The organism is Marinobacter psychrophilus (genome assembly GCF_001043175.1).
Taxonomy (GTDB): Bacteria; Pseudomonadota; Gammaproteobacteria; order Pseudomonadales; family Oleiphilaceae; genus Marinobacter; species Marinobacter psychrophilus.
Window position 1 is genome coordinate 419,882 of record NZ_CP011494.1, and the last position, 12,771, is coordinate 432,652.

At 54.8% G+C, this 12,771-nt stretch carries 11 protein-coding genes; 6 read left to right on the forward strand and 5 right to left on the reverse strand.

Features of this window, described 5'->3' with window-relative positions; all coding sequences use genetic code 11:
- Positions 1–7: 7 nt before the first annotated feature.
- Both ABA45_RS01820 and ABA45_RS01825 read right to left on the reverse strand, forming a co-directional pair.
- Positions 8–1,318 (reverse strand): NAD(P)/FAD-dependent oxidoreductase, encoded by a 1,311-nt coding sequence (locus ABA45_RS01820; RefSeq protein WP_048384008.1) that lies wholly within the window; start codon positions 1,316–1,318, stop codon positions 8–10.
- A complete protein-coding gene (locus tag ABA45_RS01825) occupies positions 1,318–2,667 on the reverse strand; it encodes a glutamine synthetase family protein (RefSeq protein WP_048384010.1) in 1,350 nt (449 codons plus the stop codon). The genes ABA45_RS01820 and ABA45_RS01825 overlap by 1 nt, the downstream gene beginning before the upstream one ends.
- Before the next feature lie 124 nt (positions 2,668–2,791).
- On the opposite strand from ABA45_RS01825, the gene ABA45_RS01830 reads away from it, so the two are divergent.
- Positions 2,792–3,484 (forward strand): GntR family transcriptional regulator, encoded by a 693-nt coding sequence (locus tag ABA45_RS01830; RefSeq protein WP_048384016.1) that lies wholly within the window; start codon positions 2,792–2,794, stop codon positions 3,482–3,484.
- Positions 3,485–3,712: 228 nt separating this feature from the next.
- Here the strand turns inward: ABA45_RS01830 and gabT are convergent, their stop codons facing one another.
- Together gabT and ABA45_RS01840 are read right to left on the reverse strand one after the other, a co-directional pair.
- A complete protein-coding gene (gene gabT / locus ABA45_RS01835) occupies positions 3,713–4,984 on the reverse strand; it encodes a 4-aminobutyrate--2-oxoglutarate transaminase (RefSeq protein WP_048384018.1) in 1,272 nt (423 codons plus the stop codon).
- Positions 4,985–5,015: 31 nt separating this feature from the next.
- Positions 5,016–6,476 (reverse strand): NAD-dependent succinate-semialdehyde dehydrogenase, encoded by a 1,461-nt coding sequence (locus tag ABA45_RS01840; protein WP_048384020.1) that lies wholly within the window; start codon positions 6,474–6,476, stop codon positions 5,016–5,018.
- Positions 6,477–6,592: 116 nt separating this feature from the next.
- On the opposite strand from ABA45_RS01840, the gene ABA45_RS01845 reads away from it, so the two are divergent.
- Positions 6,593–7,510, forward strand: coding sequence for a LysR family transcriptional regulator (locus tag ABA45_RS01845; protein WP_048384022.1), 918 nt, complete (start codon positions 6,593–6,595; stop codon positions 7,508–7,510).
- A 131-nt stretch (positions 7,511–7,641) separates the two neighbouring features.
- On the opposite strand, the gene ABA45_RS01850 is transcribed toward ABA45_RS01845, so the two are convergent.
- Positions 7,642–8,370: an NUDIX hydrolase gene (locus tag ABA45_RS01850; protein ID WP_048384024.1), complete on the reverse strand. Its 729-nt coding sequence runs from the start codon at positions 8,368–8,370 to the stop codon at positions 7,642–7,644.
- A gap of 128 nt (positions 8,371–8,498) precedes the next feature.
- On the opposite strand from ABA45_RS01850, the gene pncB reads away from it, so the two are divergent.
- From pncB to ABA45_RS01870, 4 genes are all read left to right on the forward strand, one after another.
- A complete protein-coding gene (gene pncB / locus ABA45_RS01855) occupies positions 8,499–9,731 on the forward strand; it encodes a nicotinate phosphoribosyltransferase (protein WP_048384026.1) in 1,233 nt (410 codons plus the stop codon).
- An 11-nt stretch (positions 9,732–9,742) separates the two neighbouring features.
- Complete coding sequence (nadE, locus tag ABA45_RS01860; protein WP_048384027.1) at positions 9,743–10,603, forward strand: ammonia-dependent NAD(+) synthetase; 861 nt, start codon at positions 9,743–9,745, stop codon at positions 10,601–10,603.
- 15 nt (positions 10,604–10,618) lie between these two features.
- Positions 10,619–11,317 carry an isochorismatase family protein gene (locus ABA45_RS01865; protein ID WP_227506099.1) on the forward strand — a complete coding sequence of 233 codons (699 nt, stop codon included), beginning with the start codon at positions 10,619–10,621 and terminating at the stop codon, positions 11,315–11,317.
- 304 nt (positions 11,318–11,621) lie between these two features.
- Positions 11,622–12,764: a transporter substrate-binding protein gene (locus ABA45_RS01870; protein ID WP_048384028.1), complete on the forward strand. Its 1,143-nt coding sequence runs from the start codon at positions 11,622–11,624 to the stop codon at positions 12,762–12,764.
- The last annotated feature ends 7 nt before the right edge of the window (positions 12,765–12,771 follow it).

Here is a 12,771-nt window from a genome sequence, read left to right on the forward strand (position 1 = left end):
TACTTTATTAGATACCGATTTTGTCGCGCACCCCGTACCACCAGGAACCCATTACCGAATACGGTATACGGAGCATGCGTCCACCGGGAAACGGATACCACGGTACTTTGGCAAACACGTCGAACCGGGTCAGGTCGCCGTGGATGGCTTCGGCCAGAATGCGCCCGAAGGTGTGCGCCCCGGTAACGCCATGGCCGCTGTAGCCATGGGCAAAATAGGTGTTCCCGCCGATGCGGCCCATCTGGGGGACACGGCTGAACGAGAGGGCGAAATTACCGCTCCACGCGTAGTCGATTTTGACCCCTTTAAGCTGTGGAAAGACCTTGTCCATGTTGCGCTGCAACTTGGCTTTGATGTCACTGGGATCGGCGCCACCGTAAACCGTGCCGCCGCCAAATAACATGCGGTTGTCGCCGGACAAGCGATAGTAATCGAGGATGTAACGGATATCCTCGACGCAGGCATCCGTCGGTATCAATTCCCGCGCACGTGCCTCACCCAGAGGCTCGGTTGCCATCACCTGCGTTGACACCGGCATCACCCGCGACGTCAGCGTTGGCACCACGTGGCCCAAGTACGCATTACCGCACAGAACCAGCGTCTTGCAGGTCATGGTGCCTTTGGCCGTTTTGATAACTGGCTGAACCGCCGCTTGATCAACGTCGATCACCGGCGACATCTCATAGATGATTCCGCCATTCTGCTCAAACGCCGCTGCCTCGCCCAAGGCCAGGTTCAACGGGTGCATATGGCCGCCGGAATGGTCGATCAACCCGCCCGCGTAGAGGTCGGAATTCACGTGTTCGCGCAATTGGTTCTTGTCCAGCATCTCTTGATTCTTGAGGCCGTAACTGGCCCAAAGCTTCATCCGCTCTTCCAGTTCGCCCATATGGGCGCTGGTCAGACCGGTAAAGATGTTCTTTTCCTTCAGATCGCATTTGATGTCGTAGGTGCTGATCCGCTCGCGGATAATCTCGCCACCTTCCTGCACCAGACCGGCGACGAATGTGGCTGTGTCTTGTCCGTAACGTTTCTTGATTGTCTGCAGACTGGCGTTCAGCCCGTTGACGATCTGCCCCCCATTGCGTCCCGAGGCGCCCCATCCAACCCGCGCACCCTCAATAATGGCGACCTTGTAGCCTTTTTCCGCAAGGTAAAGCCCCGTCGAGAGCCCGGTATATCCGGCGCCGACGATGCAGACGTCTATTTGATGGTCACCGGTCAGTTCCGCCCGTTCCGGCGCGGCATTAGCCGAGGCGGCGTAATAACTTGCGGCGTGGCTGCCGTTGCCGGCATAGGAGTCATTCCGGGGGTTCATCACACGATCTCCAGGTAGCTGTCATATTCAAACTTGGTCACGTAGCGGGCAAATTTACGCAATTCCTGCATCTTGCATTCGACCAACATGGTTTGCAGCCGTTTGGAGAAGATGGTCGGCACATCGGCACCCTTGCGAAAGGCGTCGATGGCGGTTGCCCAGTCCAGCGGCAAATTGTCGAGGTTCATCGAATACGCGTTCCCGGTGATGGGTGCCGCCGGTTGCATCTCGTTTTCGATGCCCAGCAGCGCTCCGCCCAGAATGCTGGCCAGCACCAGATAGGGGTTGGCATCGGCGCCCGCGACGCGATGCTCTATACGCCGCGCTATGGGATCACCGCCAGGAATACGGATGGCCGCGGTTCGGTTCTCGTAGCCCCAAGAGACGCTTGTCGGCGCGTGGGCGCCGGGCAGCAGACGGCGATAAGAGTTTTCGTGCGGCGCAAATGTCAGCGTGTTTTGCTGCATCGTGGCCAGCAGCCCGGCCACCGCGTTCAACAACAGGGGCGTGCCTTCGTCGCCGCCGTTGTCGAACACGTTTATCCCGTTTTCATCGATCAATGAGAAATGCGTGTGAAATCCGCTGCCAGACAGGTCGCCATAAGGTTTCGCCATGAAGGTAGCTGCAAGCCCGTGCTTGCGGGCAATGCCGCGCACGAGTCGTTTGAACAGCACAGCATCGTCGGCGGCGCGCAGAGGGTCCGCAACGTGGCGCATGTTGATCTCGAACTGCCCCGCCCCGTTTTCCGAGATCGCGGCATCGGCAGGAATGCCCTGCAATTCGCAGGCATCGTAAACGTCGTTCAGAAATTCATCGAAGTGTTGCAGTTCGTCCAGCGACATCGCGCCGTCGGACTCCAGCCGCTTGCCGGTGACCGGGGATCGCGGCGCCTGTGGGTAATCTTCCGAGGGGTCGACCAGATAGAATTCCAGCTCGGTCGCCACCACCGGCGTCAGTCCGAGTTCTTTGTATTGCTCGGCAATGCGCGAAAGGGCCCTGCGCGGGTCGCCCGGAAACGGTGCGCCTTCTTCTTGCCGCATCCACAGCATCGCCAGCGCCGTCGGGCGACTGGTCCAGGTGACCGGCATCAAAGGGCGGCCGGTAAAATCGCACAAGCCATCGGAATCGCCCGTCTCGAAAACCAGCTCGCTGTTTTCGACATCCTCGCCCCAGATATCCATGCCGACAATCGACAACGGCATCCGTAACCCGCCGTCTATTACCTTGGACAACTGATCAACAGGAACACGCTTGCCACGCATCGTGCCGTTTAAATCGCAAACGCAGGCAAAAATGGAATCAATCTCTGGATGCTGTGCCAGCCAGATTTCGGCCTTATTGTCAGACATGCGTCACCTTTCAATACCTTTTTTTAAATTGTGATATCATTTTTTAAATTTGTATATCATTCCCTTCATTGTGTCAATCTTTTTAGGTAATATAGTCCCAATCAACACACTTTAGGGCGGCCTGATGACCAGCAACGGCGAACTCAATATCCCAGATATTCCAGCAATATCCGGGACGACACAAGAATATGTATACAAGCGCCTACGCAACGCAATCATGCTGGGCGCGATCGAGCCTGGCACCTCACTGACAATGCGTGGGTTAGCTGAACGTCTAGGCCTAAGTCCGACTCCGGTTCGCGAAGCGGTACGGCAGCTCAGCTCGGAACATGCGATACAAATCAAAGACAACCGGCGCATGATGGTGCCTTTAATGACACTTGACCGCTTTGAAGAATTGGTTTCACTCCGCGTTGTGGTCGAAGTCCACACAGCCAAACGCGCGCTACACTACATGTCGGATTTCATCATCGAAAAGCTGACGGAAATGGATAACAGAATGGACGAGCTCATCTTTGAGAGAGATCTCGATCAACTGACCCTGCTCAACCAAGCCTTTCATCGCACTCTGTACATGGCTAACCCGGCCCGGGCCTCAATGCCCATCATTGAAAGTATCTGGTTGCAACTTGGCCCGTTCCAGCGCCAAGTCCTCACTCGGCTCACGGAATATTATGAGATTGATCGTCACAAGGAGATTCTGGCTGCCCTGACGACTCGCGACGAAACCGCCCTGCAAGACGCCATTACCAACGACATCAGAGACGGCGTCTTGAACTCAGGCCGAAACCTGCTGGTCTCGACAGGCGCGGCATGAGGGCTTGGACGTTGCAATGTCTGGGCTTGAATGGCGTTCAAGGTTAAAAACCGCTTAAGCGTCGGATTTCGTTTGTCATTGGCGAAAACTGCATAGAATGAACTCGAATGGCGCAGCGCAGTGCTGGCTGTTCATGAAATCGTGTCCGGCAACTGAACACCGGCTATCACTGACAAGGTGTGACAGCCGGACGATTATCGTTTGAGTGGCCTGCATAGATGCGTGTGCTTAACCTGCAAGTTCCGCAAGACACGCTTCAACGATTGCCAAGCCCTCATCGAGCACCTCATCTTCAATAGTGACCGGCATGAGAAAGCGAATCGAATTCCCATAAAGACCACAAGAAAGCAGGATCAGGCCTTTCTCGCGCGCGCGTTTGCAAAGCGCAGCCGTGAGCTCCGCATCGGGTGTTTGATCGGCTGACACAATATCTATCGCCGCCATGGCGCCCAGATGACGCACATTTTCAACGCAGGTGAAGCTCTCCTGCCACTGCAAAAAGCGCTGACCCAGCGTTGCCCCTAGCGAGAGGCTCCTTGCGAGGATGTTTTCCTCTTCAAACACCTCAAGTACTGCCAATACCGCTGCGCACGATGCGGGGCTGCCAGAATAGGTGCCGCCAAGCGAGTTCGGCCCGGGGGCATCCATATAAGTATCTGTTCCCACAACAGCAGAGATTGGCATGCCGGCCGCCATGCTCTTGGCCATGGTCATCAGGTCGGGCTCGACACCACTGTGTTCGATGGCGAACATCTTGCCCGTGCGGCCAAAGCCTGACTGAACTTCATCAACGATCATCAGCATGCCGTGTTCATCACAGATGTCGCGTACCTGTTTGAGAAAGCTCGCTGGCGCGGGATAGAAACCGCCCTCGCCGAGAACGGGTTCAATCACGATGGCTGCCGTATCACGTGGGTTAGCATCGGTTTTGAGCGTCATTTTCAACCCACGAATGGCATCTGCTTCACTAACGCCAAGAGAAGGCACTGGATACGGCGCACGGAAGACGTTACCTGGCATTGTGCCAAAATCGGCGGCATAGGGCGCCACTTTGCCGTTCATCGCCATGGTCATAAACGTGCGGCCGTGGTAACCGCCGTCAAAGCAGATGACGTTATTTTTACCCGTTGCCGCTCGCGCAATTTTGACCGCATTCTCCAAAGCTTCAGCGCCGGAGTTCACTAACATGACTTTCGCATGCCCTCGCACCGGGGTGATCTGGCTCAGCTTCTCAGCGACTTGGACGTACCCCGCGTAGGGCATAACGGTTTGGCACGTGTGCATCACCCGCTCTAGCTGCGCTTTTACGGCCGCCACAACTTTTGGGTGGCAATGGCCAATGTTTAGCACCCCAATACCACCGGCAAAATCGATAATACGGTTGCCATCTGCATCCCAAATCAGGGCATTCTCTGCGCGATCCGCAAACTGCGTGGCAGAGCTAGCAGCGCCGTTGGCAACATATTTTTTCTTCAATTCATTCAATTGCGCGTTAGTCATCAACTCTCTCCTTATCCGTTAAGAGCAACGCTCAAAGGCCGCCCATACACAAGTATTTGATTTCGACAAAGTCATCAATGCCATAGCGGGAGCCTTCCCGGCCGATGCCCGACTCCTTGATACCGCCAAATGGCGCAACTTCGGTAGAAATCAGCCCTTCATTGATTCCGACCATGCCGTACTCCAGAGCTTCCGCTACGCGCCATACTCGGCCGATATCGCGGCTGTAAAAATAAGCGGCGAGGCCAAATGGCGTGTCGTTTGCCAGCTCCACAGCTTCTGATTCTTCGGTAAAACGAAAAACCGTTGCCACTGGGCCGAAAATTTCTTCCTGTGCAATGCGCATGCCTGCGGTTACGCCGGTCAAAACAGTGGGCGGATAGAAGTTCGGGTTATCCGGAGTCCCAGAATTTTGCTGAGTGATCAGGGCGCCATTGGCCAGCGCGTCGTTAACAAGCCCGCGTACTTTATTGACCGCCTTGTCGTTAATCAGCGGGCCTATGGTTACCGCCTCACCGAATCCATCACCAGTTTTTAGCTTTCGTACGGCCGCGTTCAGTTTTTCAACGAACAGGTCGTGAACGCCGTCCTGAACAAGAATGCGGTTGGTGCATACGCAGGTCTGGCCGGCATTGCGGAACTTGGAAGCCATCAAGCCGAAGATGGCCGCATCCACGTCGGCATCGTCAAAAACAATAAACGGCGCATTACCACCCAGTTCCAGAGACACTTTTTTTACCGTATCCGCACATTGACGCATCAGTAGCTTGCCCACTGGCGTTGAACCGGTGAACGACAGTTTGCGTATCCGGGAATCTTCACACAGCGCGCGGCCCACTTCCGGTGCCTGCAGTGTGGTGACCACATTCAAAACGCCTGCGGGAATACCGGCCTGCTGGCTAAGTTCTGCCAGCGCCAGCGCGCACAACGGGGTGTCTTCACCCGGTTTGATCACAACCGTACAGCCCGCCGCCAGCGCCGGAGCGACTTTCCGGGTGATCATGGCAATCGGAAAGTTCCAGGGCGTGATCGCCGCAACCACACCAATCGGCTGTTTGATGGTTAGCAACCGCTTATCGGCACCGTGAGCGGGAATAACGTCGCCATAAATGCGTTTGGCTTCTTCCGCAAACCATTCAACAAAGGACGCGCCGTAGGCGACTTCGCCCTTGGCTTCTGCAAAGGGTTTGCCCTGTTCGCTGGTCATGATGGTGGCCAAGTCATCCTGATTCTTAAGGATCAGGTTGAACCAGTTGCGCAGGAGAGTAGCGCGGTCTTTTGCGGTAAGGGCCTGCCAGGGTTTTAGCGCTTTTTCTGCAGCGTCGATGGCGGCGCGGGTTTCGTCTGCGCCCAGATCAGGAACAGAGGCCAGCGTAGAGCCGGTGCTTGGATTGAAGACCGGAAACGTTCGCGCTTCGGCAGCCTGGACCCACTGCCCGTCAATAAAGGCACGATCCCGAAACAAGTCTGGCTGATTGAGATTTAACGTCATAAAGGGCTCCAAAACGTGCTGGCCAAAGTGGCTTATGCAGTTGAAGAGATGGTATAGCGAGGTGTTTGTGTGATAAATAAGAATGTTTGGGTGTATACGTTGAGAGCCATCAAACAATGAAAAAAGATCTGAAGATCAGGTTGGGGCAGATCGGTGATTACGAGATCCGTCTTCTTAAAGTGTTCGAGGCTGTTGTCGAGAGCGGCGGGTTTTCAGCGGCTGAGAGAGAGCTTAGCATTGGACGCTCAACCATCAGCACTCATATTGCAAACCTGGAAGGCCGCCTGAACCTCAAGCTCTGCTTACGCGGCAGGGGCGGTTTTTCATTGACGGAGGAGGGTGCTGAGGTTTATGAGCTGATGAAAACACTGCTGTCGGCACTCGAAGGCTTCCGTACCGGTGTCAACGCGTTGCACGTCAGCCTTACCGGTGAGCTTCGAATTATTGCCAGCGATGCCATTTGCATGGATCCGCAATCCGGGCTTTCACCGGCGATTGCGCGATTCTCGGAAGCTGCGCCCAGCGTGAATGTGTTGCTGGACGTGAGGCCACTCAGCGATATCGAACGGATGGTGCTGAACGACGAAGCGGATATAGGTCTGATTCCTTATCATCGCCGGCTCACCGGGCTGGATTATCGCCGTCTGTACGCTGACGCATGTCACCTTTATTGCAGTCGCACACATCCGCTATTCAATGCAAAGCCATCGCCACAGCTACGGGATCAGGTTCTCTCCAGCAAGGTTGTTCACGCAGGGATTCACACCAGCCCCGAGGTTGGCGCTCAATTGGCGGATATGAACAAGGCGGCCATTTCCTATTTCTACGAAGCACGTCTGGCGATGATTTTGTCCGGTGCCTACATCGGGTTCATGCCAGACGCCTACGTTCAGCGGCACGTTGAGGCCGGGGATTTGTGCGCTCTGGTGCCAGAAACCAAGCAATATTCGTTGGATGTTTGCGCTATTACGCGTACATACGGCAGAGCTAAGAGCGCGCGGGAACTTTTTTTTGAGCATTGGACGATTGCGTAAAAGCATGATTAAACTTGATGCTCTAACCCTAAACAGACTGTTTTGACCTGCCTGTTTCAGCCGTGTGGATTACGCTGAAATCAGCACATGCCAACATAGAGCCATCATGGAGAGGGCAGGGTTTCTGAAAATCAGGAGCGAGCGGCAGACAGCGCTTTGTTGTAGCTCTTGCCAATCTCGCTGTCGAAATAAGACAGAGATTCCTCTTCCAGTCCGTAAAGCTTTGATGGCTGGCCCTTTGCCGCCATCGAACGCTTCTCTCCGGTTTCCGCCAGTAGCCCCGTATTTACCCACCGACTGAACACCGTTTGTTTTTTCACGCAGATACCAAAGATATCGTACGCTTCAACGATCTGACGCACGGCAACCTTTTCGGGGAGCAGGTAGAGCAGCAACGACGAGTATTTGATTTTGTTCAGGAACGCTTCGTAAGCGATGTTCACGAGCTTGCGATGATCAAAAGGCAGAGGGTATTCCCCGGCCAGAATCGACTCGATGGGTTCCCACTTAATTCCGTCCTGCTGATCCAGCTCGGCCATATCCGGGCGATTGAACAGACATAGAAACGGAATCGTCACGGACCATCCCAGTGATGCGTCCCGGGTCACGCTTCCTTCCGGTGGGAGCTTCTCCAGATGACTTGGCAAGAAGCCAACCTTGCCTTTTAGAATGCGGGTTACGGCATCGCCTAGGGTTTCATCTGAAGAACCTCCGTCAGATGCAGGTTCTTCCCATATCCAACCACCCACAAGGGCGAACCGACCGCTCTCTGGCCCCTTCTGGCGCTCTTGCAGCATGACCTCCGGAAGCCCGGATTCCGGGTTCAGGCGCAGGCAAATGAAATCGAGTGTGACAACCATTAAGGCGTCTCCGGTCAGTAAGTGTTGACCCAAGAATACCATCCGAACTTTTTCTGTCAAATCAATTGACACAAGAATAATTAGGCGCTACGTTTATCAGTCAAATGAATTGACTGAAGAGTAGAGCGATGAATGCAACCGTCGATAAATCACTGTTCCGCCAGCAGACTATCACCAGCGCAATGGATACCGACGCCTACAAGTTGCACATGCAGCAAGTTGTTTTCGAAAAGTACGCACCGGTGATCGTGAAGTACAAATTCCGGTGCCGGACCGATGAGAACCTGGCGCAATATGTCGATGAAATTCGCAAAGCCTTGCACGATCTCGACGGGCTGGGTTTCACCGAAGACGAATTGACGTACCTGAGCAAGATTCGGTTCCTCAAGCCAGCCTTTATCGACTTCCTGCGCCAGTACCGCTTCGATCCCAAGCGCTACCTGTCAATCCGGGTGGAGCAGGGCAAGCTGGTCATTGAGTGCAACGGCCCGTGGCTCTACGCCATCCTGTTCGAGATTCCGGTACTGGCCATCGTTAGTGAAGTTCGTAACCGTCGCCGGTACGGCAATGTCGATGAGGGTCTGTTTCAGGATGTGCTCTATGAAAAAGTCGAGCAGCTGAAATTGGAGCTGGATCGTCGCGGCATTGAATCGTTCAAGTTCGCCGACTTCGGTACTCGCCGCCGCTTCTCCTACACCGTGCATAACCGCGTGGTGGGTTATCTGACCAAAGCACTGCCCGACAACTTCATCGGCACCAGCAATTACCACTTGGCCCAGAAATACAATCTCACAGCCATCGGCACCATGGCGCACGAGTATCTGCAGGCGCATCAGGCGCTTGTAAATGTCGCCCAGTCACAAAAAGAAGCTCTGGAAGTATGGAATCAGGTCTACCGCGGTCGCCTGGGTGTTGCCCTGACCGATTGCATCACCGCGGATGCCTTCCTGGCGGACTTTGATTATTTGTTCTCGGTGCTGTTCTCCGGTGTGCGCCACGACAGCGGTGACCCCATCATTTGGGGCGAAAAGTTCATCGCCCACTATGAAGCCTTGGGCATCGATCCGATGACGAAAACGCTGGTGTTCAGTGACGGCTTGAACTTCAATCGAGCTTTGGATATCGCGGAACATTTTCAGGGTCGGATTCAGACGAGCTTTGGCATTGGAACGTTTTTGAGCAACGACTTGGGCGACTACGTGACGCCCGACGGTGACGTTTACACGCCTCTGAACATCGTTATGAAGATGGTTGAGTGCAATGGCATGCCCGTGGCGAAGATCAGCGATGAGCCCGGCAAGAGCATGTGTGATGACCCTGTGTACCTGGCCAACCTGAAGGCCCGGTTCAACGTTCAATAAGGAGCAGACTGATGAGCAAAGAACTCTACATGACCGCCGGCCGCATTCTGGAAGAGTTGGGCGTTCAGCCCACAGAAGATCGCGATTGGGGCATGGAAATCACCAAACGTGTCACGTTCCTGTGCGAGACAATTCAAAGTGCCGGGCGCAGCACGTTGGTTCTCGGTATCAGCGGAGGCGTTGATTCACTGGTCGCGGGCAAGCTCTGTCAACTGGCGGCTGACCGAATGAAAACCAATAAACCGGAAGCCAGATTTATCGCTGTTCGCTTGCCTTACGGTGAGCAGGTTGATGAAGACGCTGCGCAGGCGGCGCTGCAATTCATTGACCCGGACCGCATCATGACCGTCGATATCAAGCCGAGCGTAGACGCACTTCATGCCGCGGTTGTGGTGAATGACTCTGAGATCAGCCTGGAACGCGCTGACTTTGAACGGGGCAACGTTAAAGCACGTGTGCGGATGACCGCCCAGTATGAGATTGCCGCCCTGAACAACGGGCTTGTCGTGGGCACCGACCACAATGCGGAAGCGGTAACCGGCTTCTTTACCAAGTGGGGTGATGGCGCCTGTGACCTGCTGCCGCTGCGTGGTCTTAGCAAACGTCAGGTTCGTCGTCTGGCTTCAGAGCTGGGCGCCAGCGATGAGATGGCCGGCAAACCGGCAACGGCTGATTTGGAATGCCTGCGGCCACAACTGGCGGACGAAGATGTGCTGGGGTTTTCTTACGACGTCATCGATGATTTCCTGGAGTTCAAGGGCGGTTCCGACGATCAAGTTCGGAAGCTGGTCGCTCAGTATGAAAAAACTCAGCACAAACGGTGTGACCCGCTGGCGGTTATGGGTGCCTTTAAGCCCGCTGACACACAGTAAGCACGGAGTTCTGATATGACCTGCATTGCCGCGTTTGACGTAGACGCACAAAAGACGTTCACGCCTTTGTGCCCGAATGAACTGCCGGTACCGGAAGGTGACCAAGTCGTCGATGAGCTGAACGCTCAGGCCGAGCTGGCCGCTTTCCGGGTTGGTTCCCGGGATGCTCACCCCTCAAATGCTAAGTGGATTGCTGACACGCCCGACGAGGTTTTCAGTAAGGTTGAGGGCGAAAATATTGATATTAAGTGGCCTCGGCACGCCGAACTGGGAACCCTCGGTTTCGAGTTGCTGGACGGCCTGCCGCACCCCGTCACCGGCTATGACTTTATGGTGAACAAAGGTCTGGACCCGGACTGCCACCCATACGGTGCCTGCTATCACGATCTGGCTGATACCGTGACCACGGGTGTTATCGAATTCCTCAAAAGCAAGGGCGTGACCGTTGTCATTGTTGGTGGTCTGGCGCTTGATTACTGCGTCGCCAAAACCGTTCTGCAGTTAAGAAACGCCGACTTTCAAGTCATCGTCAATCTGGCCGCCGTCCGGGGTATCGCTGAGGACAGCGTTGAGCAAGCGATGACCGACATGAAGCAGGCCGGTGCTGAGTTCGCCAACAATGCGGACGACATCAAGCGATCATTAACGGCAAGGAGGTTTGACGGCAACACCTGGGCTTTTAGTCCGGCGTATCCCTTCGGCGCACCCGTGTAGCTCAAACTTGCTTTTAGCGCACCAAACTGAGGCATTTTTGCCGACAGGCGGATTGCCGTGCGCACTCATAACTTGACCTGTCATGCACTAATTATCTTAATTATTTCAACATTTTATAATTTTATTACAATTGAATTACGCTTCTGGCACTGATTTTGTATGTCAGCTATTGAAGTATTCGAAGCTGGTCAGAGACCGTAAGTCTTCGCACAAAATGCGTTAATTTTAGCGCACAGGTGTCGATGCCTGAATGCCCGCTTGCACCGGGCATTCAGGTTTTTTTTGTTTCAGGGACACACTTTTTATGCAGCAAACGGCCGAAGTCGGGATTCTGGTGTCCACCGAAGGGACGTACCGGCGCATGGGCGCAAGCACCCTTGCGGGGCTTCGTCATGCCATCGCGGAGATCAATGACGACACCCGCCGTCGGTTTCGAATTGAACACCAGCATTATGACCCTGCGGGTCGGCTTGAAGGTTACGCTCAGGGCATTATCCAACTGATTGACGGTGGCGCCCGCCATATCTTCGGCACCACCACCTCCGCCAGCCGTAAGGAAATCATTCCCGACCTGGAACGAACTCAAAGCTTGCTCTGGTACGCCTGTCCCTATGAGGGCTTTGAATGCAGCGAGAACGTTCTCTACCTCGGCGGTTGTCCCAACCAGAATTTGATTCCGCTGCTCGGCTACGCCCTCGGAGAGTTCGGCGCCAATGCGTACCTGGTAGGTTCGAACTATGTCTGGGGCTGGGAAAGCAATCGGATCGCCCGGGAATTGATCGAACTCAGCGAGGGCCAAGTGCTTGGGGAAAAGTACTTTCGCTTTGGATGCACCGATTTTGGACCATTGATCGCCAACATTCTGAAGGACGAAGCGGCTTTTGTGCTCAATAACCTGGTTGGGGAATCGTCCTATCATTTTCTCCGCCAACTCAGCGATGCTTGCGCCTTTAAAGGGGTTCGCATGCCGGTTCTGAGCTGTAATTTCACCGAAGCAGAATTGCCCTGTATCCGCGGTGCGGACCAGATCCAACTGCTTTCCTGCGGCGCCTTTTTTGAGGCGGTGAATCCGGCCTTTGCAGTGACCCAGCGCCAACGCCACGAAGACCTGCCGTTGTCCCACTACTACGCTTGCGCCTACACCGCGATGCACCTCTACGCAAAAGCCTGTGAACTCGCAGGCACTGACGACCCTGATCGCATCTGTGATCTGCTTTCCCAAGGCCAGCATGAGACCGTGTTGGGAAGGCTCTCCTTGTCTGCCCACAACAATCACTTTTCCCTGCCCAGTTATATAGCAGCGGTCGAGGGGGATGGATTCGAAATTCTTCACAAGGTAGGGGGCTGCCTGTCGGCAGACCCCTACCTTGTGAAGACGGACCTGCGTGACTATCGCCAGCCGGCGCTACAAAAGATGACCGCTAGCAACCTGAGGATCGTGAAATGAGAGGTGC